The following is a 25518-nucleotide window of genomic DNA, read 5'->3' as shown; positions in this document are numbered from 1 at the left end:
CCTATCGGCCTCCACCCACAATAGGGGGAAGCGGGCGATGATTCCGAAGTGTGATTGTCACCGTCGTTTCAGCAATTAACACCATAGAATCCGCGAACGTTTGCTGGCTAATGTTCGCGGATTACGTTTTATCGGGGGCTTTACGGTATAGCCTTCTGGGATGACCGATATTGCCGTACAGCATTTCGACGCTGATTAACCCACTCTCCACGCAGTATTCAAGATAGCGACGCCCCGTGGTTTTGCTGACCCCGACGTTTTCCACGACCTCCTCCACCGACATTGCGCTGTCGGGACGATCGGCAAACAGCCGTTTGATCCGCTCCAGGGTCTGAGGCTCAATGCCCTTCGTCGACGGCGTGTGCGGGGATTCAGCAGCAGGCAGGTTAAACAGGCGATCCAGCGCATGCTGATCAACGACTTTTACCTGCTGCACGGTGTGGATGAAGCGCATAAAACGCTCCAGCGAGGCGTGCAGGCGCTGGAAAAAGACCGGTTTAATCAGGTAATCAAACGCGCCGCTGCGCATGGCATGGCTGCAGGTCTGCATATCGCTGGCGGCGGTGATGAAGATCACCGAGCACTCATAGCTTTTCAGCAGGGGAGTGTCGATTAACTCCACGCCTTTGCCGTCCGGAAGATAGTTATCCAGCAGAATAAGCCGCGGCTGATGCTGGCGAATCAGGCTGCATGCCTGCTCAATCGACGCGGCGATGCCCACCACGTGCAGATGAAAGTTCTGCTCAATATACTCGCGATGCAGCTCCGCCAGGTGCGGCTCATCCTCAACGATCACAACATCAAGTGCATGGGTCATGCTTTAGCCCATTCGGAATAAATACAGAGAAAATCGTGCCCTGCGGCGTATTGTCGGCAATCTCAATGCTGCCGCCCGCTTTGTTGATATAGCCTGCCACCAGAAACAGGCCGATACCGTGCTCGGTACCCACAATGTCGTTTTCACTGTCCGGCTTGCTGCTGAATCCCTGTCGAAAGATATGCGGCTTCAGCGCATCATCCACCCCGCAGCCCCGGTCGGCCACCTCAATCAGCAGCTCCAGGTTGCGATCGGAAATATAGAGTTCTACCGGCGCGGGGACCGGTGCGGTGAGGGTCGCATCCACGGCGTTATCCAGCAAATTACCAATAATGGACATCAGCTCCGTTTCACTGAGGCGGGACGGCATGCGGGTGAGCTGGCATGCGGGATCAAACTGTAGCTCAACCCCTTTTTCCCGTGCGCTGACATATTTCCCGAGCAGCAGCCCGCATAAGGCCGGAGAGGCAAAATGGGCCGACACGAAGTCCAGCACGCGCTGTGCGCCTTCCGACTGCACCTGGATATAGCGGATCGCTTCGTCATAGTGTTTCATCTGCAACAACCCCACCAGCGTCGCGGTCCAGTTCAGCTGTTCGTGGCGCATAATGCGCAGGTTGTCGGCATAGCGTTTGATCTGGCTGAGCTGGCTGCTGAGGGTATTAATGTCGTTTTTGTCGCGAAAGCTGTATACCCAGCCGCTTTCAACGCCAGGCTCGACCTCAATCGCCACGCGGTTGACGATGACCTCGCGCTGGTTAAGTACCGCAATCTGGTCGTGGCGGCCGCTGCTCACCGAGGCGTAGCGCTGTGTTAAAAACCCCGGCGAGGTTTGCAGAACCTCGTCCAGCGGCTTGCCGATAAGATCTTTTTCACTCCGATGAATATCCAGCATTTCTCGTGCCGCGCGGTTAATTAAAATCAGTTGCTTCTCTTCATTGACGGCAAATACCCCTTCATACATGGCTTCTAACAGCGCCCTTTGCTGCAAAACCAGCTGGGCAATATCTTTCGGCTCAAGTCTGAACATCTGTTTTTTAAGGTTGCGGGTAAACAGCCAGGAGAAAATAAACAGCAGCAGCAGAAGGGCAATCCCGTATAAACCGGCCTGCCAGAGAATGCGGGCGTTAATGTTGGCGATATACGAAGTCAGATAGCCGACCGAGACAATGCCAATCACCTGATGCTGTGCATTGAAGATGGGCGCTTTGCTGCGCAGCGAAACCCCAATCCCGCCCTGACGCACGGAAATAATGGTTTTGCCCTTGAGTACTTCGGCATTATCACCGCCGATCATCGGTAAATTAATGCGCTCCGGGGATTCCGAATGATAAAGATGCTGCTCGTGGGTATCGCCAATCACAATATAGCTGGCGTCACTTTCGGCACGCAGCGGCTGAATTAACCGGGCGATGCCGGGGATATCTCTGGCCGCCACCTTTTCCGCCAGACCCGGCATCAGCGCAATCTCACTGGCCTGAACCCGGGCGCGCTGGCCGAGATCGTGATGGAGCTGCCGGTCAATAAAATGAAACAGGATCGTACCCAGCAGCACTAACAGCAGGCAGGAGAAGCACACCAGCGCTAAAAACAGCTTTACCTGAAAAGAGAGTCTGCGTTTCATTCAACCCGCGCTAGCCTTGGAAAAGGGGATATTTATGGAGCCTGACATGTGCAAATAGTGGACGCAATCCGGTAAGAAAAGAGTTGTGAGCTGGCTTTTCGTTTTCAGCGTGATAGCCATCGGGATCCCGTAAGGCTATGCTTCATTCAGCACGAGAATAATTACAGAGGCAATGTCATGGATAAAGAACTACTGGATGCGGGTTACCGGGCCTATACCGGCGAGAAAATTGACGTGTACTTCAACACCGGGATCTGCAAACACTCAGGTAACTGCGTGCGTGGGAGCGCAAAGCTGTTTAATCTGAAACGTAAACCGTGGATTATTCCTGATGAAGTGGACGTCGAAACGGTTGTACGCGTAATTGATACCTGCCCGAGCGGTGCGCTGAAGTATCGCCAAAAATAAGCGAGGAACCATGGATATTCTGGAAGGCCATAACAAGTTTTACGTGAATGATGCAGACGGAAATCAGGTGGCGGAGATTGTCTTCGTGCCGACCGGCGAGCACCTGAGCATTATTGAGCATACTGATGTCGATCCGAGCCTGAAAGGGCAGGGCGTTGGCAAACAGCTGGTGGCGAAAGTGGTCGAGAAGATGCGCGGTGAGAACCGTAAAATTATTCCGCTGTGTCCGTTTGCGAAACATGAGTTTGATAATACGCGGGAATATGACGATATCCGGGCGTGATTCTCTGTAGGAATGTAGGCCGGGTAAGCGCAGCGCTACCCGGCACAATGTATGGCGGGAACATTAGCCAACAAACATCACCGACACGCACAGCACGCCGACGATCAGCGTCAGCAGGCTGCCAGGGGAGCGGTAAGGCTTCAGAGAAGGGATCAGGTACGTCGACAGCGTCGGCATGATAAACAAAATCATGGCGATAAGCGGGCCGCTGATAGCGTAAATCATCGAAATCGCGTTCGGGTTTATGCAGCAGACCGCGAAGGTAATTAACGACACACCCATAATGGAAATCGCGCGGTTAAAGGCGCGGCTCTTTTTCACACCAACCTGATTGAGCGACGACTTCACGATCTCCGTCGCCCCCTCAATGACCCCAAAATAGGTGCCGAGGAACGATTTCGACATCGCAACAATCGCCACGATTATCCCGGAAATGCCGAGCCATGCGGGAGAAGAGGGCATCATCGACAGTGCTGACAGGATGGTTACCCCTTGCTCTTTGGCGGCCACAATGTAGGACGGCGGAATCGAGAGCAGGCAACTGAAGACAAAGAACAGCACGCTCAGGCAGATAATCAGGTACGCCACCTTCATGATCTTCTTGCATTTATCCATGGCGGCGTCAGCAAACTTCTCGCGACGATCCACGGCAAATGTCGAGATAATCGGGGTATGGCTGAAGGCAAACACCATCACCGGAATGGAAATCCATACCTGATGCAGCGTATGGCGATCAACGGCCATCTGGCTGGTAAGTAGCGAGGGTTGCCAGTTCCCGGTCAGGTAGATCGAGACAAAGAGGAAATAGGCAATCAGCGGGAATACCAGGAAGCCCATCACCTTTATCGTGATATGCCGTCCCATCAGGAAGATCAGATTCAGCACCAGCACCACACCTAAACTGACCAGCACGCGCACGGCGGTATCCACCGTCAGGTGTTTTGCCAGTTGCTCGGTTAACGAGTTGGTGATGGCCACCGCGTAAATCTGCACCACCACAAAGAAGGCGATGAAATAGAGTGTGGTGATCAGATTGCCAATCTTCTTGCCGTAATAGTGCGAGACGGCGCCGGTGATCCCTTCATTGCCTTTTGTTTTTGAAGAGAGAATAAATTGCGCCAGCGCGCGATGCGGCCAGTAGGTTAACGGGTAGGCCACAAGGGCGGTAATAAACAGAACAATAGCGCCTGCAGAGCCCAGCTGAATGGGCAAGAACAGCGTTCCTGCGCCCACGGCCGTGCCATAGAGAGCGAAACTCCAGAGAGTCTCATCTTTTGACCAAATTTTCGACATTAGAGCAACGTTTCAACTATCAAACCATCAGAATGGCGTGCAATTTACCATAGTTATGCTCGTAGAGCGCAGTTGCTTCGTTGGCGTTTGGCCGGAACAGGCGTCCGGCCAGAGAGCATTTAGCCTGCCAGGGCGCGTCGTTGCTGGCGACGCTTAAGGAATTTCTCACGCAGGTTATCGTATGCCCAGTTATAGAACATGGTGTAGGGCAGGAAGAACAGGAAGAAACCTATTTCCAGTGTGAATGCCTGAAGCAAGGTGACGCCCAGCACGGCAGCGACAATCGACACGCCAATCACAATAAATCCACATTCGAACCCCAGGGCGTGCAGCGCACGCACTTTTGCCGTGCGTGTTACCCGCTGGACTGGCCAGAAACGGTCGAAACCGAAGTTATAAATAATGTTCCAGAGCATGGCGGTAGTGGCCAGAATAACGGTCAATCCCCCCATTTCCACTACGGAGCGCTGCATGAGCCACGCGGCCGTAGGGGCGAGGATCGCCGTGGCAATCCCTTCGAAACAGACTGCATGGAAGATCCGCTCCGGCAGTTTACGGTGGAGTGCATCCTGATGTTGCATAGTGTAGACCTCATTAATTCGCCGGTATGGGCGGTGATGCGGCCTATTTTTATCGTTAAAGCTGATATATTAAAGATGGTATCCATCGATAAAGTAGATAGGTTATGCGCTATTCACCTGAAGCCCTTACCGCGTTTGTTGAGGCCGTTGCGGCTGGCTCTTTCTCTGCCGCCGCACGCCGGCTGCGTAAAAGTCAGTCGACGATCAGCACCTCCATTGCCCATCTTGAAGCCGATCTCGGTTTTGAGCTGTTTGACCGCTCGGCGCGTCAGCCGGTGTTAACGGCTCAGGGTGAACAGGTGTTGGGTTATGTGCAGGCCATCCTTGCCGCCAGCACGCGGCTGGATGAACTGGCGGTGTCGCTAACGGCACAAACGGAGGCGCGTCTGACATTTGTCCTTTCCGATACCCTGAACCCGGACGTGCTGGAAGAGATGATGAAGCAGTTTGACGCTCGCTTTCCCCATACGGCGTTCGAATGTCTGATTGGCGAGGAAGAGGATGTGATCGATCTGCTGCAAAAGGCGCGAGCGCAGGTGGGGCTGACGGAAGCGCGGGACAGTTACCCCACCGACATTGGCGTTACCCGCCTGCCGATGCAGACCCGTATGGCAATTTATGTTGCGACCACGCATCCCCTGGCGGGCCAAGCCGAAGTGCAGAGTGACGAGCTGCACGGCTGGCGCGAACTGCGGCTTAGCACCTATCTGGAACGCGAGGCTGAAATTGCGCGAGGACCCGTCTGGTCAGCACCGAATTACCTGTTACTCTTGAGTATGGCAGTGCAGGGATTCGGCTGGTGCGTGTTGCCGTGCGCGCTGGTGGATGAATTTGCCGCCGCGAAATCCCTTGTTCAGCTCAATGTGCCTGGCTGGCCAAGGGCGATCGGCATCGATCTGCTGTGGAATAAACGATCCCCTCCCGGCGTTGCCGGAAGCTGGCTGCGGCAGTATCTGCAGGATGTCCGTTAATCCTTGTGATTAAACTCACTATTTTTAAACAATTAAGATAATTGCCAGTAACAATCCTCTACTATCGTCATGTCATTTAACACAGAGGTCGTGATGAAAGATGTCGTCATAGTGGGTGCGTTGCGTACAGCTATCGGCTGTTTTCAGGGAGCGCTCGCGCGTCACTCGGCGGTTGACCTGGGCAGCGTGGTGGTCAAAGCGCTGGTGGAACGTAGCGGGGTCGCCGCACACGAAATTGATGAGGTGATCCTGGGGCAGGTTCTCACTGCCGGAGCCGGGCAAAACCCTGCGCGCCAGGCGGCCCTGAAAGGCGGTCTGCCCAACACCGTATCCGCCATCACCATCAACGACGTCTGTGGTTCAGGACTCAAAGCGCTTCATCTCGCTACGCAAGCCATTCAATGCGGTGAAGCGGATGTGGTTATTGCTGGCGGACAAGAGAATATGAGCCGTGCGCCGCACGTTCTCACCGACAGTCGTACCGGCGCGCAGTTAGGTAACAGTCAGTTGCTCGACAGCCTGGTGCATGACGGGCTGTGGGATGCGTTCAATGACTATCATATGGGCGTGACGGCGGAAAACCTGGCGCGCGAGTACGGTATCAGCCGTGAATTGCAGGATGCTTACGCGCTCAGTTCCCAGCAAAAGGCGCGTGCTGCGATTGATTCTGGTCGTTTTCGCGACGAGATTGTCCCGGTCAGCACGCAGCGTCAGAACGGCGAGGTGGTTGTCGTGGATACTGACGAACAGCCGCGCACTGACGCCAGTGCTGAAGGCCTGGCAAGACTCAATCCTGCGTTTGAAACCCAGGGCTCGGTCACGGCGGGCAATGCCTCTTCCATTAACGACGGCGCCGCAGCCGTTATGATGATGAGTGAAAGCAAAGCCCTGGAGCTGGATCTCCCTGTCCTGGCCCGTATCAAGGCGTTTGCCAGCGTGGGTGTTGATCCGGCACTGATGGGGATCGCACCCGTCTACGCTACCCGTCGCTGTCTGGATCGCGCAGGGTGGCAACTCTCCGATGTGGATCTGATTGAAGTGAACGAAGCGTTTGCCGCGCAGGCGATCTCGGTCGGCAAAATGCTGGAGTGGGATCCGCTGCGGGTCAACGTAAACGGTGGAGCCATTGCGCTGGGTCACCCTATCGGGGCGTCCGGTTGCCGGATACTGGTTTCACTGGTCCACGAAATGAAAAAACGCAATGCCCGCAAAGGGATAGCAACGCTCTGTATAGGCGGCGGGCAAGGGGTGGCGCTGGCCATCGAACGCTAATCTTTCCTGATTAATGAAACCTCCTCCGGGAGGTTTTTTTTATCCTCCCTTCATTCCCATACCTCTTAACCGTGATCCGGGTGTCATTTTCGTTATAAACAAAATAAAAAATGAAACGTTGTTTTGAATTTAATTGAAAAGCCTATTTTATGCCGATAGTATGTGTTCATCATGAAAACGGAACGTTGTTTCGTTTATTTTCTTCTTTTGGGCATGACCACATCTGGAGGTTACCGTGGACGTCAGACAAAGCATTCACAGTGCGCACGCCAAAACGCTGGACACGCAGGGGCTGCGCAGTGAGTTTTTAGTTGAGCAGGTGTTCGAGGCCGACAAGTACACCATGGTCTACAGCCATATCGACCGCATTATTGTCGGCGGCATTATGCCGGTGGCAAAAACCGTCTCCGTGGGCGGGGAAGTGGGTAAACAGCTGGGCGTGAGCTATTTTCTGGAGCGTCGTGAGCTGGGGGTGATTAATATCGGCGGGCCGGGCACGATTACCGTGGACGGCCAGTGCTTCGAGATTGGTCACCGCGATGCGCTGTACGTCGGTAAAGGGGCGAAAGAGGTGGTCTTTGCCAGCATCGACGGCGGTAAGCCCGCGAAGTTTTACTACAACTGCGCCCCTGCGCATACCTCATATCCGACCAAAAAAGTGACGCCTGAGGACGCAGCGCCCGTAACGCTGGGCGATAACCTCACCAGTAACCGTCGCACCATCAATAAATATTTCGTTCCGGATGTGCTGGAAACCTGCCAGCTCAGCATGGGGCTGACTGAACTGGCTCCGGGCAACCTGTGGAATACCATGCCGTGCCATACCCATGAACGCCGCATGGAAGTCTACTTCTACTTCAACATGGACGACGATGCCTGCGTGTTCCACATGATGGGGCAGCCGCAGGAGACGCGCCATATCGTCATGCATAACGAGCAGGCGGTGATTTCACCAAGCTGGTCTATTCACTCTGGCGTAGGGACCAAAGCCTATACCTTCATCTGGGGTATGGTCGGCGAAAACCAGGTCTTCGATGACATGGACCACGTTGCTGTTAAGGATCTGCGCTAGTCGCGGGCAGTTAAGTATCTATCTGCCTGTTGGTGACAGGCGCTGAAGAGTAAGGAACTAACATGATTCTGGATGCATTTTCTCTGCAGGGCAAAGTGGCGGTGGTTTCCGGTTGCGACACCGGCCTGGGTCAGGGGATGGCGTTAGGTCTGGCGGAAGCGGGTTGTGACATCGTCGGGATTAATATCGTTGAACCCACAGAAACGATTGAGCGCGTGACTGCGCTGGGGCGTCGTTTTCTTAGCCTGACCGCCGACCTGCGTAAAATTGACGGCATTCCGCAACTGCTTGAGCGCGCGGTGGCGGAATGGGGCCATATTGATATTCTGGTCAACAACGCGGGTCTGATCCGTCGTGAAGACGCGATTAATTTCAGCGAGACTGACTGGGACGACGTCATGAACCTGAATATTAAGAGCGTATTCTTTATGTCTCAGGCGGCGGCAAAGCACTTCATCGCGCAGGGAAAAGGCGGCAAGATCATTAACATCGCCTCGATGCTCTCCTTCCAGGGCGGCATCCGCGTGCCGTCTTATACGGCGTCAAAAAGCGCGGTGATGGGCGTGACCCGTCTGCTGGCGAACGAGTGGGCGCAGCACAATATCAACGTCAACGCGATTGCCCCGGGCTACATGGCCACCAATAACACCCAGCAGCTGCGGGCGGACGAAGAACGCAGTGCGGCCATTCTGGAGCGTATCCCGGCCGGGCGCTGGGGTCTGCCGAGTGACCTGATGGGGCCGGTTGTGTTTCTGGCCTCCTCAGCCTCGGACTACATCAATGGTTATACCATTGCGGTGGATGGCGGCTGGCTGGCACGATAACGTCGCTTCTGACAAAACCTCTGCGCTTCAGCGGAGGTTTTTTTTGCTTAAAAATTGTCAAAATCCATATCGATAAACACGAAAAATCCATACCGAAAAATGATAAATGACCGCTATCACACTTTTATTCCTTAAAAATTAACGGATTAGTAAAATATTGTGATTATTCAGGATTAGTTGAAATTGTAATGTCCATCACAGATCGCTATGCCATAGCGAAATCATCCATATCTTCGCGAATTCCAGCCTGACACTTTTCCGCGCTTTCTCGTAATTTCACTTAACAAATTTTGCTGTTGAGGCAGGAAAAATATGACATCTATCAATGACTCTACCCTGATGCCCGCTGCGCTGCGCGATACCCGACGCATGAACCAGTTTGTCTCCATTGCGGCTGCTGTAGCAGGTTTGCTGTTTGGCCTGGATATCGGCGTCATCGCCGGGGCGCTGCCGTTCATTACCGATCATTTTACGTTGAGTAATCGCCTGCAGGAGTGGGTGGTGAGCAGCATGATGCTTGGTGCGGCTATCGGTGCGCTGTTTAACGGCTGGCTTTCGTTCCGCCTCGGGCGTAAATACAGCCTGATGGCCGGCGCCGTCCTGTTTGTTGCGGGGTCGATTGGCTCTGCATTTGCGACCAACGTAGAGGTGCTGCTGCTTTCCCGCGTGCTGCTCGGCGTGGCAGTGGGGATCGCCTCCTACACGGCACCGCTTTATCTCTCTGAGATGGCAAGTGAGAATGTGCGCGGCAAGATGATCAGTATGTATCAGCTGATGGTGACGCTGGGCATCGTGCTGGCGTTCCTGTCCGATACGTACTTCAGCTACAGCGGCAACTGGCGCGCCATGCTCGGCGTGCTGGCGCTGCCTGCGGTGGTGCTGATTGTACTAGTGATCTTCCTGCCCAATAGCCCGCGCTGGCTGGCGCAAAAAGGGCGTCACGTCGAGGCGGAAGAGGTGCTGCGGATGCTGCGCGATACTTCTGAAAAAGCGCGTGAAGAGCTGAACGAAATCCGCGAAAGCCTGAAGCTGAAACAGGGGGGCTGGGCGCTGTTTAAGATCAACCGCAACGTGCGCCGCGCGGTGTTCCTCGGCATGTTGCTGCAGGCGATGCAGCAGTTCACCGGGATGAACATCATCATGTACTACGCGCCACGCATCTTCAAAATGGCCGGTTTTACCACCACTGAGCAGCAGATGATTGCCACGCTGGTGGTGGGGCTCACCTTTATGTTCGCCACCTTTATTGCGGTATTCACCGTCGATAAAGCCGGGCGTAAACCGGCGCTGAAAATTGGCTTTAGCGTGATGGCTCTCGGTACGCTGATCCTAGGCTACTGCCTGATGCAGTTTGATAACGGCACGGCCTCAAGCGGTCTTTCCTGGCTTTCTGTCGGGATGACCATGATGTGTATTGCCGGTTACGCGATGAGCGCCGCACCAGTGGTGTGGATCCTGTGCTCCGAAATTCAGCCGCTCAAATGCCGTGACTTTGGGATCACCTGTTCCACCACCACCAACTGGGTGTCGAACATGATCATTGGTGCGACCTTCCTGACGCTGCTGGATGCCATTGGCGCTGCGGGAACCTTCTGGCTCTACACGGTGCTGAACGTGGCGTTTATTGGCGTGACCTTCTGGCTGATTCCGGAAACCAAAGGTGTGACGCTGGAACATATTGAACGCAAACTGATGGCCGGGGAAAAACTGCGTAATATCGGCGTGTAATGTGAATACCGGGGGCCCTACGTTTACTGGGCCTGCGTGGGCAAAATGTACGCCGGGTAAGCGCTAGCGCCACCCGGCTTTTTTCTAGATCGATGTTTAACAAGAGCCATGTTGTAAATAACTACCAACTTTGATAGCAAGCGCACACATAGCCGATTCTTGCGTTCAGATTATTCTCATTTCCTAGTATTATCTGAAAACTGAACTCACCAGGCAGAACTTTACTGCAATCGCAATAGAAGAACGGCTATGTCAGCAATGGATTTCAAAAAAAATACGGATCTCGATTTTCCTTCATATGCTACCCCCGCAATCTCTCCAAAAGAGATCGACCTTCTGGGTCTGTTAGATGTTCTGCTGGCCGCGAAAAAACGCATCGTCACCATCGTCTTTATCTTTGCGCTGGCAGGCCTGGCTATTGCGTTTCTGTTGCCGCAAAAATGGACCAGTAAAGCGGTGATCACCCCGGCAGAGCAGACGCAGTGGAACCCGCTGCGCCAGATGATGGTTGCGCTGCAGGTTCTTGACGTGAAGGCGCAGGTGACACGTTCGGAAATCTTTGACCTGTTTATCAAAAAATTCCAGTCGCAGTCATTGCTCAAAGAGTATTTGACCTCTTCCCCTTACGTCATGTCACAGCTTGAAGAGGTTGAGGTTGACGCGCTTGAACTGCACCGTGCGGTCGTCAATATTGCGGAAAGAATGAAAGCGGTGAATGACGCACAGGTAAAAGATGCGGATAAAGTGCCTTATGTCTCCTGGACTCTGAGCTTCACGGCACCGAAAGCCAGTGATGCGCAAACCGTACTGGAGGGGTATATCAATTATATCGCGGCGGTTGTTGAAAAAGAGACGGTGCAAAATATCCGTAACCAGATCGCCCTCAGGACGAATGAGGTAGAGCAGCAGCTTAAGCTCGACCGTGTGCGTCTGACCAATATTCACAATACTAACCTGCAGCGGCTGAATTATTCGCTGGAAGTGGCAAATGCTGCGGGCATTAAGAAGCCAGTCTACAGCAGCGGGCAGGCGGTAAAAGATGACCCGGATTACTCCGTTGCGCTCGGTGCTGACGGAATCGCGCAAAAGCTGCAGATTGAAAAAAATCTCAAAGATGTGACGGAGCTGAACGCGGACTTCCAGAACCGGGAATACTATCTGGCGCAGCTGAAAAATCTCTCCTTTGCAGACGTTAAGCTTGAACCCTTCAGGTATCAGCTTTCTCCGTCTTTGCCGGTGAAAAAAGACGGTCCGGGCAAACCTCTGATTGTAATTCTGGCGGCACTCCTGGGCGGGCTCTTTGCCTGCGGTAGCGTGTTGCTGCGTGAAGCGATGCTCTCCCGTCATCCGCTGTCAGAGCCGTTGACACAATAAACGCAGGGTTTAAAAAGGCGCTGAATACAGCGCCTTTTTTTATGGGCGTCGGTTGTGTTAAAAGAGATACCAGAGATAAGGAGAGATAATGAAAACGATCGGCCTGATAGGTGGGATGAGCTGGGAATCGACAATCCCTTATTACCGCCTGATTAACGAAGGGGTAAAGCAGCGTCTGGGCGGACTGCATTCTGCGAGTCTGCTGCTGCACAGCGTTGATTTCCATGAAATTGAAGCCTGTCAGTCGAGCGGAGAGTGGGATAAAGCCGGTGAAATACTGGCGGATGCCGCGCTGGGGCTGGAGCGTGCGGGGGCGCAGGGCATTCTGCTGTGTACCAATACGATGCACAAAGTTGCATCGCACATTGAAGCACGCTGTTCGCTGCCATTCCTGCACATCGCCGATGCCACAGGACGTGCGATTCGCTCGTCGGGGATGTCGCGCGTGGCATTGCTCGGCACGCGCTACACCATGGAGCAGGATTTCTATCGCGGGCGTGTGCACAGCGAGTTCGGCATCGAAAGCCTGATACCGGATGAGAAAGACCGGGCACGCCTCAATCAGATTATCTTCGAAGAACTGTGCCTGGGTACCTTCAGCGAGCCTTCCCGGGCGTATTACGTCAGCGTGATTGAAAAGCTGGCGCAGCAGGGGGCTGAAGGGGTGATCTTCGGCTGCACGGAGATCGGCCTGCTGGTGCCTGCAGAGCGAAGCCCGGTCCCGGTCTTTGATACCGCCGCCATTCACGCTGCCGATGCCGTGGAGTTTATGCTCTCATAATGGGTTTTGCCGTTCAGGTAAGCGAAGCGCCACCTGGCGGGCGTGCTCCATTAAGTGTTCGGTGAATGCGTCCACCAGCGCGGAGGCCGGACGGTGTAGCGGGCGGATCAGGCTCACGGTGAACGGAACGGATAGGCTAAACGGGCGAATCACGATATCGCTCCCGGCGTAATCCAGCGCCGTGAGCGGGTTAACGACCGCGACGCCGACGCCCGCCCGCACCATTGCACATATTGACGCCGCGCTGTGCGTTTCCACTACCATCCGCCGTTTCACCTGATGCTCAGCAAAAAGCGTATCCAGCAGCTGCCGGTAGCTGTCGGTTTGCGACAGGCTAATGTAGTTCTCCCCGTGGAAATCCTCTGGTGCAATCACTGTCTTACCGGCGAGCCGGTGCCCGGCGGGCAAAACGCACACTTCATCTAAAGAAAGTAACTCCGTGCGTGCCGTTCCCGCAGGCGTGGAGAGCGTTTCGGTCAGGCCCAAATCATGACGCTGTGCTGAAAGCCACTCTTCAAGCAGGGGGGACTCCTGCGGCACGATGGTGAGATTGACCTCCGGATAGCGGGCCAGAAAAGGCTGAAGCAGGGTCGGTAAAAAAGACTGAGAGAAAACCGGAAGACAGACAATCGACAGCTCGCCCTGACGAAACTCGCGCAGACTTTCCGCCGCACTGACAATTCTGTCCAGCCCGTACCAGGAGCGCTGGACTTCCTCAAACAGGCGCAACCCCTGCACCGTCGGGTGAAGTCTGCCCCGGGTGCGCTCGAACAGTTTCAGTTCCAGTACCTTTTCGAAGCGCGCCAGCTCGCGGCTGACCGTCGGCTGCGACGTATGCAGCATCTGCGCGGCTTCGGTGAGATTGCCGGTGGTCATCACAGCGTGAAAAATCTCTATATGGCGTAAATTCACAGCGGGCATAGGGCACCTGAAAGCAGAGAACTGTCCATATCATTTTTGCATAGACTCACGATAAAACGATATTTTTTATTCTCCTTCCGCTGTGGCGTAATCATGAAAAATGAATTTATCCGGAGAAGACCATGCCACGCCCGCTCAATCAAACTGATACCGATTTAAATGCCGAAAATCTGCTGCGCCTGCCCGCCGAGTTTGGTTGCCCGGTATGGGTCTACGACGCGCAGATCGTTCGCGAGAAGATCGCGGCCCTGCATCAGTTTGACGTGGTGCGTTTTGCCCAGAAGGCCTGCTCCAATATTCACATCCTGCGCCTGATGCGTGAGCAGGGGGTCAAGGTTGACTCTGTCTCGCTGGGTGAAATCGAACGTGCGCTGGCGGCCGGATTTGATCCGAAAACCGATCCAGACGCGATTGTCTTTACTGCGGATCTGATTGACGACGCCACGCTGGCGCGCGTGCATGAACTGCAGGTGCCGGTAAATGCCGGTTCGGTGGATATGCTGGAGCAGCTGGGTCAGGTTTCACCAGGTCATCGCGTCTGGCTGCGTGTGAATCCGGGTTTCGGTCACGGTCATAGCCAAAAAACGAACACCGGCGGCGAAAACAGCAAGCACGGCATCTGGTATGCCGACATGCCAGCCGCGCTTGACGTGTTGCAGCGTTACAACCTGAAGCTGGTGGGTATTCACATGCACATTGGCTCTGGCGTGGATTACGGCCATCTGGAGCAGGTTTGCGGAGCGATGGTGCGCCAGGTTGTCGATTTTGGCCAGGATCTTGAGGCGATCTCCGCCGGGGGCGGGCTTTCCATTCCTTACCGCGAAGGAGAGGAGGCGATCGACACCGATCACTATTACGGCCTGTGGAGCGCCGCGCGTGACCAAATCGCCGCCCATCTCGGTCATGCCGTGAAGCTGGAAATTGAGCCGGGTCGTTTCCTGGTGGCCGAAGCCGGTGTGCTGGTGGCGCAGGTACGCAGCGTCAAAGAGATGGGCTCCCGCCACTTCGTATTGATTGACGCGGGCTTTAACGACCTGATGCGTCCATCGATGTACGGCAGCTATCATCACATTACCGCGCTGGCCGCTGATGGCCGCGATTTAACGCATGCGCCGCGCCGCGAGACGGTTGTCGCAGGCCCGCTGTGTGAATCGGGGGACGTCTTCACTCAGCAGGAAGGTGGAAAAGTGGAAACCCGCGCGCTGCCAGAGGTGAAGCCGGGCGATTACCTGGTGCTGCACGACACCGGGGCGTACGGGGCGTCGATGTCCTCGAACTACAACAGCCGCCCGCTGCTGCCGGAAGTACTGTTTGATAACGGCAAAGCGCAGTTGATCCGTCGTCGTCAGACCATTCAGGAACTGCTGGCTTTAGAACTCATCTGAGTAAAGTACGGCCCGGTAGTGACCGAATCGCGTAATACCAGCGTGCCGGTAAACGGCGGGATCGCATCGACCGGCTGGTTTTTTGCCAGCCGGATCGCCTGATCGATGGCCGTAATAATCATGTTATCTATTGGCAGATAAACCGATGAAAGCGCAGGCTCCAGCCACTTCGCGCTTGGGGCATCGTCAAAACCGAACAGGGAGATATCCTGCGGGATCTTGAGTCCTGCCTGGTGCAACGCTTTGGACGCACCCAGTGCCATATCATCGTTACAGGCAAACAGGGCGCTAAACGGCACGCCGTCGGCAATCAGCTCCTTGCACAGCTCATAGCCTCTCGTCATTCCGGCATCACCGTACTTAATTCGACGCTCGTCCAGGCGAATACCGTGCTTTTCCAGCGCTTTGCGATAGCCCATCAGCCGCGCTTTACCCGTGGGCGTGTGGATAGGGACGGTAATACAGGCGATCTCCCGATGGCCCTGATTGATCAGGTAATCCACCGCCTTAAATGCGGCATCCTGCTGTTCGAAGAACACGCAGCGATCCGGAGCCTGACTGACTTCACGGTTGATGACCACCAGCGGCGTTTGCACGGTATTCATCAGTTTGATGATCGCCTTTTCGCTCATATAGCGCGTGTAAAGCACAATGGCATCACACTGACGATCGGCCAGCATTTGCACTGCCTGTTCTTCCTGTTCCGGCGCGTCGTGACCGTCGGTGACGATCAACTGTTTGCCGTGGGTTTCGGTCTGCCGCGACGCCTGCTGCAGAAGGCGCCCAAAATAAAAGCCGTCGAAGGTGGAGACGACCAGACCAATGCTGTTGCTGGTCTGGTTAGCCAGTGAGCGCGCGAGAAAGTTGGGGCGGTAGCCCAGCTCTTCCATCGCAGCAAAGACCTGCTGACGCGTACTCTCTTTAACCTGACCCGTGCCGTTCAGCACGCGCGAGACGGTAGCCTTCGACACGCCCGCACGCAGTGAGACATCCAGCATTGTTGCCATTCTACATTCCTGCTTCCACGTAATGCCCTGCAGTTTAACACAGACCTGACGGCGTATAAGCGATGCGGGAAGGGCAAAACTTCTGCCACGATCACGCTTTTTGGTAACGATTCGCCTGGCCCCTCAGAAGTAAAACGTAATAGTCTGACTCTGGTAAAATAATCGACAAACCGGGCTGGAGGCGTCAGGCTAGCCCATTAATAAGAACACCCAGGTGAAACGTGAAAAAGAGTGTCATCCTCCCGCTTTATGAAGCCCCGCAGTATGCGGAGCAGGTTACCGACTGGATATGGCAGGCGTTTGGCGAGGGGCTCCCACGGGCATTTTTCCACAGCATCGTTGAGCACAGCCAGGCGCCGGGGGCACTGCCGTTGACGTTTATCGCTTTAGAAGACCAACAGCTTCTCGGCACGGTGGGCCTCTGGCGCTGCGATTTGATTACCCGACAGGATCTCTGTCCGTGGCTGGCGGCGCTCTACGTTGATGAGGCGGCGCGCGGTAAGGGACTGGCAGGTAAGTTACAGCAACACGTTATCGCCTTTGCCGCACAGGCCGGATACGACGAACTCCATCTCTGGTCTGCCTGCCGTGACTTCTATGAACGTTACGGCTGGCAGTACATTGGCGATGGGCTGGAGTATCCCGATAAAACGGTACATCTGTACCGTTATTCGCTTTGCGCTTCAGCAGGCGACGCAACGGAGTGACGGCGCACTAAGGTTGGGCTGAAGAGATGGGTAATTTCCGGTGGCTGGCGTTGCTCGGCCAGCGCTAACGCCAGCTCGGCAGCCTGTGTGGCCATCGTGATGATAGGGTAACGCACGGTGGTCAGGCGCGGGCGCACATAGCGAGAGACCAGCACATCATCAAAGCCAATCAGCGAGATTTCTGCCGGGACCTCAATTCCGTTATCATTCAATACCCCCATTGCGCCAGCGGCCATCGAGTCGTTATAGCTTGCCACTGCCGTGAAGTTCCGTCCGCGGCCCAGCAGTTCCGTCATAGCCTGTTCGCCACCGCTCTCATCCGGTTCACCATAGGCCACCAGACGGTCATTACAGGGTAGACCGTTTTCGCGCAGGGCATCGTAGTAGCCCTGAAGACGATCTTCTGCGTCAGAAATAGGGTGGTTGGAACAGAGATAGCCAATCCGCGTATGTCCCTGTTGAATCAGATGACGGGTCGCAAGCCAGGCGCCGTAGCGGTCGTCGAGAGCCACGCAGCGTTTTTCAAATCCAGGAATAATGCGGTTGATGATGACCATGCCGGGCATCTGCTTCATCAGGTGAATCAGTTCGGCATCCGGGATCATTTTGGCGTGAACCACCAGAGCTGCGCAGCGGTGGCGGATCAACTGTTCGATCGCCTGGCGCTCTTTTTGCTCATTATGATAGCCATTGCCGATCAGTAAAAAGTTACCCGTCTGATAAGAGACCTGTTCAACCGCCTTCACCATGGCGCCGAAAAAGGGGTCGGATACATCACCCACCACCAGACCAATGGTTTCAGTGGACTGCTGGGCGAGCGCGCGAGCATTGGCGTTGGGGTGGTAGTTCAGGGTTTCCATGGCGCTTTGTACCGCCTGGCGTGATGCGTCGCTGGCTTTGGGGGAATCATTAATCACGCGGGAGACGGTGGCAACCGAAACACCGGCCAGACGAGCCACATCCTTTATTGTCGCCATTTATAACCTTCTTATTAGGGGTAAGCGTTTACACACCAAATAGTGTTGCGGAAAAGTGGCGTGCATTCAAGGGGCACCGATTACCCTCACTACAAACGTGACGCAGAACACCCCTGATCGTGTAATCGTTACACGCGCAGTCATGTCTGAAGACGGTGAATCTGAACCTTTGGTTACACTTTGCCTCAGGCTGTTGCGATTGTCCGGTGGCGATGACGTTAAAGAGGTTGATAGAGTCGAGATCCCAGAGGTATTGATAGGTGGAATCAACTCCGGTTGATTAACACGACTTACACCAGCCTGCGTTTTTACGCAGGTTTTTTTTTGCCTGATAGTTCAACCTGTAACAGCAAAAGAGAATATTCACACCTGGTTGCACTTCGGCTCATTCCCTTGCGTTTTCCTGCTGGCGAAGCGCAGGGGCAACGGCCACAATCAAGATCCCAGAGGTATTGATTGGTGAGAATTCTTAGTACGTTTTCGTACTCATCTCTTGCACCAACCTGCGCGGATGCGCAGGTTTTTTTTTGCCCCCACTTTTGCTGTCGCTCCCATACCACTTCTCGTGTAATCTGCCACCATTTACTGTCAACCCTCCACACTGTCTGGCAAAGGGAGTTGAGATGCTATTTGGGTTCTTCCGTACACTTTTCCGTATTCTTTTTCGCATCCGCGTCACTGGCGATGCCCAGGCGCTTCGCGGCGAACGCGTTCTCATCACACCAAATCATGTTTCCTTTATCGATGGCATCCTGCTGGCGCTGTTTTTGCCCGTGCGTCCGGTGTTTGCGGTGTATACCTCCATCAGCCAGCAGTGGTATATGCGCTGGCTCACGCCGCTGATTGACTTCGTGCCGCTCGACCCCACCAAACCGATGATGATTAAACATCTGGTACGTCTGGTTGAGCAGGGGCGTCCGGTGGTCATTTTCCCGGAAGGGCGCATTTCAGTGACCGGCTCGCTAATGAAAATCTATGACGGCGCGGGATTTGTCGCGGCGAAGTCAAAAGCGACCGTGGTGCCACTGCGTATCGAAGGCGCAGAGCTGAGCCACTTCAGCCGCCTGAAAGGGCTGGTGAAGCAGCGTCTGTTCCCAAAAATTACCCTGCATATTCTGCCGCCAACGTCGTTACCGATGCCCGATGCACCGCGTGCCCGCGATCGCCGTAAAATTGCCGGAGAAATGCTGCACCAGATTATGATGGAAGCGCGAATGGCCGTTCGTCCGCGCGAAACGCTGTATGAATCTCTGCTTTCGGCACAGTATCGCTATGGTGCCAGGAAAAACTGTATTGAAGACATCAATTTCACGCCTGACACATATCGCAAACTGCTGACCAAGACCCTGTTTGTGGGCCGCATTCTTGAAAAATACAGTAAGAAGGGTGAAAAGATTGGCCTGATGCTGCCTAACGCGGGCATCAGCGCAGCGGTGATTTTTGGTGCGGTGTCCCGCGGCCGTATTCCGGCAATGATGAACTACACGGCGGGTGTAAAAGGGCTGACCAGTGCCATCACTGCGGCCCAAATCAACACCGTTTTTACCTCTCGCCAGTTCCTGGATAAAGGCAAGCTGTGGCATCTGCCGGAGCAGCTGACTCAGGTTCGCTGGGTCTTCCTGGAAGATCTGAAGGCGGACGTGACGACGGGCGACAAGCTGTGGATTTTCGCTCACCTGCTGATGCCCCATCTGGCACAGGTTAAACAGCAGCCGGAAGATGACGCGATTATCCTCTTTACCTCCGGTTCGGAAGGCAACCCGAAAGGCGTCGTCCACAGCCACAAGAGTATTCTCGCGAACGTTGAACAGATCAAAAGCATTGCTGACTTTACCGCCAGTGACCGTTTTATGTCTGCGCTGCCGCTGTTCCACTCCTTTGGTCTGACGGTGGGGCTGTTTACGCCGCTGCTGACCGGCGCAGAAGTGTTCCTCTATCCCAGCCCGCTGCATTACCGCATTGTGCCGGAGCTGGTGTATGACCGTAACTGCACCGTCCTGTTTGGGACCTCAACCTTCCTGGGTAACTATGCGCGTTTCGCTAATCCATATGATTTCTATCGTGTGCGTTATGTGGTGGCGGGGGCGGAAAAACTGCAGGAGAGCACGCGTCAGATCTGGCAGGACAAGTTTGGCCTGCGCATTCTTGAAGGCTATGGCGTTACGGAGTGCGCACCCGTCGTCTCCATCAACGTGCCGATGGCGGCGAAGCCGGGTACGGTTGGCCGAATTCTGCCGGGAATGGATGCGCGTCTGCTGGCGGTACCGGGCATTGAGGACGGTGGCCGCCTGCAGCTGAAAGGACCAAACGTGATGAATGGTTACCTGCGCGTGGAAAACCCGGGCGTGCTGGAAGCGCCAACGGCGGAAAACGTGAACGGTGAGGTTGAAACCGGCTGGTACGACACCGGTGATATCGTTCGCTTCGACGAGCAGGGCTTTGTGCAGATTCAGGGGCGTGCAAAACGCTTCGCCAAAATCGCCGGTGAAATGGTCTCTCTGGAGATGGTTGAACAGCTGGCGACGGCGGTGTCCGCGGATAAGATGCACGCGACGGTGGTGAAGAGTGATGCCAGCAAAGGCGAGGCGCTGGTCCTGTTTACCACCGACAGTGAGCTGAAGCGCGACAGGTTACTTAGCCATGCGCGTGAGCATGGCATTCCCGAGCTGGCGGTACCGCGCGATATTCGTTACCTGAAACACCTTCCGGTATTGGGTAGCGGTAAGCCTGACTTTGTGACCCTGAAAGGCATGGTTGAAGAGGCGGAACAGCAAAATGCGTGAGTCAGTGCACACTAACACATCGCTTAGGTCAAAAGGCATGATGGCAGTGATTGCTGCGCAGTTTCTCTCTGCGTTCGGCGATAACGCGCTGTTGTTTGCCACCCTGGCGCTGCTGAAGGCCGAGTTTTACCCTGACTGGAGCCAGCCGATCCTGCAGATGGTGTTTGTGGGCGCTTACATTATCTTCGCGCCGTTTGTGGGGCAGGTGGCGGACAGTTTCCCGAAAGGCCGGGTGATGATGTTTGCTAACGGTCTGAAGCTGCTGGGGGCTGCCAGCATTTGCTTTGGTTTCAATCCGTTTATTGGCTACACGCTGGTGGGCATTGGTGCTGCCGCCTACTCACCGGCGAAATATGGCATCCTCGGAGAGCTGACCACGGGTGATAAGCTGGTGAAAGCCAACGGCCTGATGGAGTCGTCTACTATCGCCGCTATCCTGCTCGGCTCCGTCGCGGGCGGTGTACTGGCCGACTGGCATGTCCTGGCGGCGCTGGGCGTTTGTGCGGTGGTGTATGGCGGTGCGGTCGTGGCTAACCTGTTCATTCCAAAGCTGCCGGTAGCCCGTCCGGGACAATCCTGGCGCTTCAAACCGATGACCGGCAGTTTCTTTAATGCCTGCCGCGTGCTCTGGCGTAACGGTGAAACACGTTTCTCTCTGATGGGCACTAGTATGTTCTGGGGCGCAGGCGTCACGCTGCGCTTCCTGCTGGTGCTGTGGGTGCCGGTGGCGCTGGGCATTACCGACAATGCGACGCCGACCTATCTTAACGCGATGGTGGCGATCGGCATTGTTGTTGGCGCGGGCGCGGCGGCGAAGCTGGTGACGCTCGAAACGGTGGCACGCTGCATGCCTGCGGGGATCCTCATTGGCGTCGCGGTGCTCCTTTTCTCGCTACAGCATGCGTTATTGCCTGCTTATGCTCTACTGATCCTGATTGGTATTCTGGGTGGTTTCTTCGTGGTACCGCTCAACGCGTTACTGCAGGAGCGCGGCAAGCAGACTGTTGGGGCGGGAAATGCCATTGCGGTGCAAAATCTGGGTGAAAACCTGGCGATGCTGTTAATGCTGGGGCTCTACTCGCTGGCGGTGAAAGTCGGTGTGCCAGTGGTGGGAATTGGCGTCGGGTTTGGTGCGCTGTTTGCGCTGGCGATTGCCGCATTATGGCTTTGGCAGCGTCGCCGTTGATTTATGCGGTCTGATGCCCTCACCCCGGCCCTCTCCCACGGGAGAGGGTGCGAACACTAAAAACGGCAACGTGCGTTGCCGTTTTGCATTTATTACGGTGCAGGATACGTATAAACCTGATGCACCGCTTCAATCTCCGCTAATACCTCTTCACTCAGGTCCAGATGGAAACTCTCAATATTGGTTTTCAGCTGTTCCAGAGAGGTAGCCCCCAGCAGAGTACTGGCCACAAACGGCTGACGGCGCACGAAGGCCAGCGCCATCTGTGCGGGGTCAAGACCGTGACGCTTTGCGATATCCACATAGGCCGCAACGGCTTTCTGTGTCTGCTCGCCGCTGTAGCGGGTAAAGCGGCTAAAGAGGGTATTACGCGCCCCAGCCGGTTTTGCGCCGTTCAGGTATTTCCCCGTCAGCGTGCCAAAACCGAGGCAGGAATAGGCGAGCAGTTCCACCTCTTCATATTGTGTCACTTCCGCCAGGCCAACTTCGTAGCTGCGGTTAAGCATGCTGTAGGGGTTTTGAATGGTGACGATGCGCGGCAGATCGTGTTTATCCGCCAGGTGCAGATAGCGCATCACGCCAAAGGCCGTTTCGTTAGACACGCCAATGTAGCGGATTTTCCCCGCGCGCTGGCATTCGGTCAGCGCTTCCAGCGTTTCCAGCAGCGTAACGGCGGGAGCGCTCTCATTCCAGCTGTAGCCAAGCTTACCGAAACAGTTGGTTGGACGCTGTGGCCAGTGGACCTGGTACAGATCAAGATAGTCGGTTTGCAGGCGCTTCAGGCTGGCATCCAGCGCGGTGCGGATATTTTTGCGATCGAGGATTTGGTTTGGGCGGATCCCGGCATCGTTATTGCGCGAGGGGCCGCTGACTTTCGAGGCGATAACCAGCTTTTCACGGTTGCCGCGTTTTGCCAGCCAGTTACCGACGTAGGTTTCGGTAAGTCCCTGGGTTTCAGGGCGTGGCGGCACAGGGTACATCTCTGCGACATCAATCAGGTTAATGCCCTGGCTGACGGCATAATCGAGTTGTGCATGGGCATCGGCTTCGCTGTTTTGTTCACCAAATGTCATCGTGCCCAACCCCAGTTGACTTATCTCCAGAGCGCTGTGGGGGATACGGTGATAATGCATAGCCGGCTTCCTTCAATAGACATGTAGACCGCGTCAGGAACCTCCCGACAAAGGAATATAAACATGGCAGAGGGGAAGCAAAAGGGGAAGAAAAAAATCAAAAAGGCCAGTACGCTACTGACCTCTGACTGTTATCGCTCAATAATTTGCGAAACTTCGTCGCGATTGATCTGCATTTTATTGCCTGCCTGGTCGTGGTAGCTGACCAGACCGGTATCGTCGTCGACTTCGGGTTTGCCGTCGGTCAGGATCATCCGGCCATCTTTTGTCGCCATAACGTAATCGCTGCTACAGCCCGATACAGCAAACGCCAACCCGACTGCTGAAATTAACACCGCCCATTTTTTCATCGTTATCGTCCTCATCTGGCTCGTATCAAATCATAGTGTAGTATTAACCCGTTATGAAAACAGGGAGAAGCAGTAAAATCTTAAAAACCAGGCGATTATGTTTGTTAGCTCGCAAAATAAGTAAAAAACTATGTTTTTAGTAAGAAATGACGAGCAAGCAGTGCGCCGGTGAAATTCTTTTTGAGATAAAAACCGCGCGGCAACGTCAGTATCGGCTCGCCCATTGCGCCGATCGCCTCGGTCAGCGCTTTGCTGTTAGCCGCCTTTGGGCGCAGCTGTAACACTTCTCCGTGTCGGGCGGTGATGCGCTCCACCTGCCCGAGCACGATCATGTCCATCAGCTCTTCCCAGTCCAGACGCAGCTGATGCTCTTCCTCTTCATCCGGGCTCCAGAGCAGCGGCGCGCCAACGCGACGCTCAGCCAGTGGGATCTGACGTTCACCTTCAACCGGAACCCACAGCACGCGCTTCAGCTTATGGCGCACGTGGCTGGTCTCCCACGTCACGCCGGTATTACCGGTCAAAGGCGCAACGCAGACAAACGTGGTCTCCAGAGGCTTGCCCTGGCTGTCGATGGGAATGGTTTTTAACTCTACGCCAAGGGCGGCAAAATCTTGCTCTGGTTTGCTCCCGGCGCTGGCACCCAGCCACAGTTCCAGCAGCATGCCGATCCAGCCTTTATCTCGTTTCAGATCCTTCGGGATCGGAAGCCCTGCCATCGCCGCCAGTTCGCCCAGCGAGAAACCCGCCAGACGCTGAGCCTGCTGCAGCAACTGACGCTCGCTTGACGGCGGTGTGAGCAAGGGGGTAAGCGGATGCATGAAGGTAACCTTTTGATTAAAAAATAAACGAAGAATTTGTCCCTTGTGGATAGAGTTTAACTTTTTCTGTACCAATATTCCATGTCTATGATTTATAGGTTTTTTTATCGAAAATTTAGCACCAGATCTGAAACGTAAAATGGGTTGTTCAAATCTTGTCACTGACAATAAACAGGATCTTACACCATGTTATCCACAGAAAAGTGGGATAACTGGGCATAACCCTGACTACTGTTTCAATTTACAGCCTTGACGTGCGACGAAAATCCAAATTTCAGACAAATTGTGTTTAACTTATTGGCACAATCTGTGGATAAAACCGACGCTGTTCGATCTTTCATCAGCACGATGATCCCTGATGTGATGATCGTCACGCTATTCTCTTTTTTGTTGATGGTTTCATGCTTAACTATATGAAAATAATAATCTTATATAATTTCATTAAAAAAGGGAGCCTGACGGTGATTCAGGTTGTTCATGGGTAATCAGACACTTCTTCACAACTATATCCACAGAAAAGGTGAATAAAATTCCCTTCGCAGCTGCACTTCTGTTTATAACTCTGCCCTTATTTGTGAGTTATTCAAATGTTATTAGGTTGCAGGCCTGTAAGAGAGTGGTTTACCGCCTCCCTGTAGTGTGAAACAATCATTCATATATAAGGTTTAGATTGGGGTAGTCCGGTGATTGATGACGATGGCTACCGCCCGAACGTAGGAATAGTAATTTGTAATCGTCAGGGCCAGGTCATGTGGGCAAGGCGATATGGTCAGCACTCCTGGCAGTTCCCGCAAGGTGGGATTAATCCGGGAGAGTCCCCAGAACAAGCGATGTACCGGGAGCTTTTTGAAGAGGTCGGTTTAAGCCGTAAAGATGTTCGCATCCTGGCCTCGACCCGCAACTGGTTGCGTTACAAGTTACCGAAACGTTTGGTGCGTTGGGACACAAAGCCGGTTTGTATCGGCCAGAAACAGAAGTGGTTTCTTCTGCAGTTGGTGGGCAACGATTCAGACATCAATATGCAAACCAGCAGTACGCCGGAGTTCGATGGCTGGCGCTGGGTAAGCTATTGGTATCCTGTTCGTCAGGTCGTGTCATTTAAACGCGATGTTTACCGTAGGGTGATGAAAGAGTTTGCAAGTGTGGTTATGCAGCTTCAGGAGATCCCGCCTAAGCCGCAAAGCGCACCTGCCTGGCGACGTAAAAGAGGTTAAGCTACG

The 25518-nt window shown here is 54.5% G+C and carries 24 protein-coding genes and 1 pseudogene; 14 read left to right on the top strand and 11 right to left on the bottom strand.

Going from position 1 to position 25518, the window contains the following annotated elements; all coding sequences use genetic code 11:
- Nucleotides 1-121: 121 nt before the first annotated feature.
- Nucleotides 122-817 (bottom strand): response regulator, encoded by a 696-nt coding sequence (locus A4308_RS02860; protein WP_045281961.1) that lies wholly within the window; start codon nt 815-817, stop codon nt 122-124.
- Nucleotides 801-2441 (bottom strand): ATP-binding protein, encoded by a 1641-nt coding sequence (locus tag A4308_RS02855; protein WP_045281960.1) that lies wholly within the window; start codon nt 2439-2441, stop codon nt 801-803. Before A4308_RS02855 ends, A4308_RS02860 begins: the two co-directional genes overlap by 17 nt.
- A gap of 177 nt (nt 2442-2618) precedes the next feature.
- Between A4308_RS02855 and yjdI the strand changes: the two genes are divergently transcribed.
- Both yjdI and A4308_RS02845 read left to right on the top strand, forming a co-directional pair.
- On the top strand, nt 2619-2849 hold the full coding sequence (yjdI, locus tag A4308_RS02850) for a 4Fe-4S mono-cluster protein YjdI (RefSeq protein WP_008499689.1): 231 nt from the start codon (nt 2619-2621) through the stop codon (nt 2847-2849).
- A 10-nt stretch (nt 2850-2859) separates the two neighbouring features.
- Nucleotides 2860-3132: a GNAT family N-acetyltransferase gene (locus A4308_RS02845; RefSeq protein WP_014071634.1), complete on the top strand. Its 273-nt coding sequence runs from the start codon at nt 2860-2862 to the stop codon at nt 3130-3132.
- 63 nt (nt 3133-3195) lie between these two features.
- On the opposite strand, the gene A4308_RS02840 is transcribed toward A4308_RS02845, so the two are convergent.
- A complete protein-coding gene (locus A4308_RS02840) occupies nt 3196-4425 on the bottom strand; it encodes an amino acid permease (RefSeq protein WP_045281959.1) in 1230 nt (409 codons plus the stop codon).
- A 119-nt stretch (nt 4426-4544) separates the two neighbouring features.
- Nucleotides 4545-5006 carry a multidrug/biocide efflux PACE transporter gene (locus A4308_RS02835; RefSeq protein WP_023331229.1) on the bottom strand — a complete coding sequence of 154 codons (462 nt, stop codon included), beginning with the start codon at nt 5004-5006 and terminating at the stop codon, nt 4545-4547.
- A gap of 104 nt (nt 5007-5110) precedes the next feature.
- On the opposite strand from A4308_RS02835, the gene A4308_RS02830 reads away from it, so the two are divergent.
- From A4308_RS02830 to A4308_RS02800, 7 genes are all read left to right on the top strand, one after another.
- Nucleotides 5111-5977, top strand: a complete 867-nt coding sequence (locus A4308_RS02830; protein ID WP_045281958.1) for a LysR family transcriptional regulator — start codon at nt 5111-5113, stop codon at nt 5975-5977.
- 93 nt (nt 5978-6070) lie between these two features.
- Entirely contained in the window at nt 6071-7249 is a 1179-nt protein-coding gene (locus A4308_RS02825) for an acetyl-CoA C-acetyltransferase (RefSeq protein ID WP_014885099.1), read from the top strand.
- Between the two features lie 235 nt (nt 7250-7484).
- A complete protein-coding gene (kduI, locus tag A4308_RS02820) occupies nt 7485-8321 on the top strand; it encodes a 5-dehydro-4-deoxy-D-glucuronate isomerase (RefSeq protein WP_014885098.1) in 837 nt (278 codons plus the stop codon).
- Nucleotides 8322-8383: 62 nt separating this feature from the next.
- Complete coding sequence (kduD, locus tag A4308_RS02815) at nt 8384-9145, top strand: 2-dehydro-3-deoxy-D-gluconate 5-dehydrogenase KduD (protein ID WP_014885097.1); 762 nt, start codon at nt 8384-8386, stop codon at nt 9143-9145.
- A gap of 312 nt (nt 9146-9457) precedes the next feature.
- On the top strand, nt 9458-10873 hold the full coding sequence (gene araE / locus A4308_RS02810; protein WP_045281957.1) for an arabinose-proton symporter AraE: 1416 nt from the start codon (nt 9458-9460) through the stop codon (nt 10871-10873).
- Nucleotides 10874-11122: 249 nt separating this feature from the next.
- Nucleotides 11123-12247 (top strand): LPS O-antigen length regulator Wzz(fepE), encoded by a 1125-nt coding sequence (gene wzz(fepE) / locus A4308_RS02805; protein ID WP_023331226.1) that lies wholly within the window; start codon nt 11123-11125, stop codon nt 12245-12247.
- An 88-nt stretch (nt 12248-12335) separates the two neighbouring features.
- A complete protein-coding gene (locus A4308_RS02800) occupies nt 12336-13028 on the top strand; it encodes an aspartate/glutamate racemase (protein WP_023331225.1) in 693 nt (230 codons plus the stop codon).
- Here the strand turns inward: A4308_RS02800 and A4308_RS02795 are convergent.
- Nucleotides 13023-13949, bottom strand: coding sequence for a LysR family transcriptional regulator (locus A4308_RS02795; protein ID WP_023331224.1), 927 nt, complete (start codon nt 13947-13949; stop codon nt 13023-13025). The genes A4308_RS02800 and A4308_RS02795 overlap by 6 nt on opposite strands.
- A 122-nt stretch (nt 13950-14071) precedes the next feature.
- On the opposite strand from A4308_RS02795, the gene lysA reads away from it, so the two are divergent.
- A complete protein-coding gene (gene lysA, locus A4308_RS02790; protein WP_014885092.1) occupies nt 14072-15334 on the top strand; it encodes a diaminopimelate decarboxylase in 1263 nt (420 codons plus the stop codon).
- On the opposite strand, the gene A4308_RS02785 is transcribed toward lysA, so the two are convergent.
- Nucleotides 15304-16341: a LacI family DNA-binding transcriptional regulator gene (locus tag A4308_RS02785; RefSeq protein ID WP_014885091.1), complete on the bottom strand. Its 1038-nt coding sequence runs from the start codon at nt 16339-16341 to the stop codon at nt 15304-15306. The two genes, lysA and A4308_RS02785, sit on opposite strands and share 31 nt — an antisense overlap.
- A 221-nt stretch (nt 16342-16562) precedes the next feature.
- On the opposite strand from A4308_RS02785, the gene A4308_RS02780 reads away from it, so the two are divergent.
- Nucleotides 16563-17048, top strand: coding sequence for a GNAT family N-acetyltransferase (locus A4308_RS02780; RefSeq protein ID WP_014885090.1), 486 nt, complete (start codon nt 16563-16565; stop codon nt 17046-17048).
- Here the strand turns inward: A4308_RS02780 and galR are convergent.
- Nucleotides 17009-18025, bottom strand: coding sequence for an HTH-type transcriptional regulator GalR (galR, locus tag A4308_RS02775; RefSeq protein ID WP_014885089.1), 1017 nt, complete (start codon nt 18023-18025; stop codon nt 17009-17011). The two genes, A4308_RS02780 and galR, sit on opposite strands and share 40 nt — an antisense overlap.
- Nucleotides 18026-18648: 623 nt before the next feature.
- Here galR and aas point away from each other — a divergent pair.
- Together aas and lplT are read left to right on the top strand one after the other, a co-directional pair.
- Complete coding sequence (gene aas, locus A4308_RS02770; protein WP_023331223.1) at nt 18649-20808, top strand: bifunctional acyl-ACP--phospholipid O-acyltransferase/long-chain-fatty-acid--ACP ligase; 2160 nt, start codon at nt 18649-18651, stop codon at nt 20806-20808.
- Complete coding sequence (gene lplT / locus A4308_RS02765) at nt 20801-21994, top strand: lysophospholipid transporter LplT (RefSeq protein ID WP_023331222.1); 1194 nt, start codon at nt 20801-20803, stop codon at nt 21992-21994. Before aas ends, lplT begins: the two co-directional genes overlap by 8 nt.
- 92 nt (nt 21995-22086) lie before the next feature.
- Here lplT and A4308_RS02760 read toward each other — a convergent pair whose 3' ends face one another.
- From A4308_RS02760 to A4308_RS22695, 4 genes and pseudogenes are all read right to left on the bottom strand, one after another.
- Nucleotides 22087-23127, bottom strand: a complete 1041-nt coding sequence (locus A4308_RS02760) for an NADP(H)-dependent aldo-keto reductase (protein WP_045281956.1) — start codon at nt 23125-23127, stop codon at nt 22087-22089.
- A 131-nt stretch (nt 23128-23258) separates the two neighbouring features.
- Entirely contained in the window at nt 23259-23477 is a 219-nt protein-coding gene (locus A4308_RS02755; protein WP_014885085.1) for a YgdI/YgdR family lipoprotein, read from the bottom strand.
- Nucleotides 23478-23605: 128 nt separating this feature from the next.
- Nucleotides 23606-24298 (bottom strand): DNA mismatch repair endonuclease MutH, encoded by a 693-nt coding sequence (gene mutH / locus A4308_RS02750; protein ID WP_014885084.1) that lies wholly within the window; start codon nt 24296-24298, stop codon nt 23606-23608.
- Nucleotides 24299-24452: 154 nt separating this feature from the next.
- Nucleotides 24453-24518 (bottom strand): annotated as a pseudogene (locus A4308_RS22695) (hypothetical protein); the annotation flags it as partial.
- 463 nt (nt 24519-24981) lie between these two features.
- Here A4308_RS22695 and rppH point away from each other — a divergent pair.
- The gene (rppH, locus tag A4308_RS02745; RefSeq protein ID WP_013098553.1) at nt 24982-25512 is read left to right on the top strand and encodes an RNA pyrophosphohydrolase; all 531 of its coding nucleotides are present in this window, start codon (nt 24982-24984) and stop codon (nt 25510-25512) included.
- Nucleotides 25513-25518: the final 6 nt, after the last annotated feature.

The sequence above is a fragment of the Enterobacter sp. ODB01 genome (assembly GCF_001623605.1).
Classification (GTDB): domain Bacteria; phylum Pseudomonadota; class Gammaproteobacteria; order Enterobacterales; family Enterobacteriaceae; genus Enterobacter; species Enterobacter kobei.
Note: the sequence above shows the minus strand (reverse complement) of the source record. Positions and strands in the feature narration are given on the sequence as shown.

Bases quoted from the DNA above. Each gene is read 5' to 3' on its own strand.
- A4308_RS02860 (WP_045281961.1), bottom strand. From the start codon at position 817: ATGACCCATGCACTTGATGTTGTGATCGTTGAGGATGAGCCGCACCTG.
- A4308_RS02855 (WP_045281960.1), bottom strand. From the start codon at position 2,441: ATGAAACGCAGACTCTCTTTTCAGGTAAAGCTGTTTTTAGCGCTGGTG.
- yjdI (WP_008499689.1), top strand. From the start codon at position 2,619: ATGGATAAAGAACTACTGGATGCGGGTTACCGGGCCTATACCGGCGAG.
- A4308_RS02845 (WP_014071634.1), top strand. From the start codon at position 2,860: ATGGATATTCTGGAAGGCCATAACAAGTTTTACGTGAATGATGCAGAC.
- A4308_RS02840 (WP_045281959.1), bottom strand. From the start codon at position 4,425: ATGTCGAAAATTTGGTCAAAAGATGAGACTCTCTGGAGTTTCGCTCTC.
- A4308_RS02835 (WP_023331229.1), bottom strand. From the start codon at position 5,006: ATGCAACATCAGGATGCACTCCACCGTAAACTGCCGGAGCGGATCTTC.
- A4308_RS02830 (WP_045281958.1), top strand. From the start codon at position 5,111: ATGCGCTATTCACCTGAAGCCCTTACCGCGTTTGTTGAGGCCGTTGCG.
- A4308_RS02825 (WP_014885099.1), top strand. From the start codon at position 6,071: ATGAAAGATGTCGTCATAGTGGGTGCGTTGCGTACAGCTATCGGCTGT.
- kduD (WP_014885097.1), top strand. From the start codon at position 8,384: ATGATTCTGGATGCATTTTCTCTGCAGGGCAAAGTGGCGGTGGTTTCC.
- araE (WP_045281957.1), top strand. From the start codon at position 9,458: ATGACATCTATCAATGACTCTACCCTGATGCCCGCTGCGCTGCGCGAT.
- A4308_RS02800 (WP_023331225.1), top strand. From the start codon at position 12,336: ATGAAAACGATCGGCCTGATAGGTGGGATGAGCTGGGAATCGACAATC.
- A4308_RS02795 (WP_023331224.1), bottom strand. From the start codon at position 13,949: ATGCCCGCTGTGAATTTACGCCATATAGAGATTTTTCACGCTGTGATG.
- lysA (WP_014885092.1), top strand. From the start codon at position 14,072: ATGCCACGCCCGCTCAATCAAACTGATACCGATTTAAATGCCGAAAAT.
- A4308_RS02785 (WP_014885091.1), bottom strand. From the start codon at position 16,341: ATGGCAACAATGCTGGATGTCTCACTGCGTGCGGGCGTGTCGAAGGCT.
- galR (WP_014885089.1), bottom strand. From the start codon at position 18,025: ATGGCGACAATAAAGGATGTGGCTCGTCTGGCCGGTGTTTCGGTTGCC.
- aas (WP_023331223.1), top strand. From the start codon at position 18,649: ATGCTATTTGGGTTCTTCCGTACACTTTTCCGTATTCTTTTTCGCATC.
- lplT (WP_023331222.1), top strand. From the start codon at position 20,801: ATGCGTGAGTCAGTGCACACTAACACATCGCTTAGGTCAAAAGGCATG.
- A4308_RS02760 (WP_045281956.1), bottom strand. From the start codon at position 23,127: ATGCATTATCACCGTATCCCCCACAGCGCTCTGGAGATAAGTCAACTG.
- A4308_RS02755 (WP_014885085.1), bottom strand. From the start codon at position 23,477: ATGAAAAAATGGGCGGTGTTAATTTCAGCAGTCGGGTTGGCGTTTGCT.
- mutH (WP_014885084.1), bottom strand. From the start codon at position 24,298: ATGCATCCGCTTACCCCCTTGCTCACACCGCCGTCAAGCGAGCGTCAG.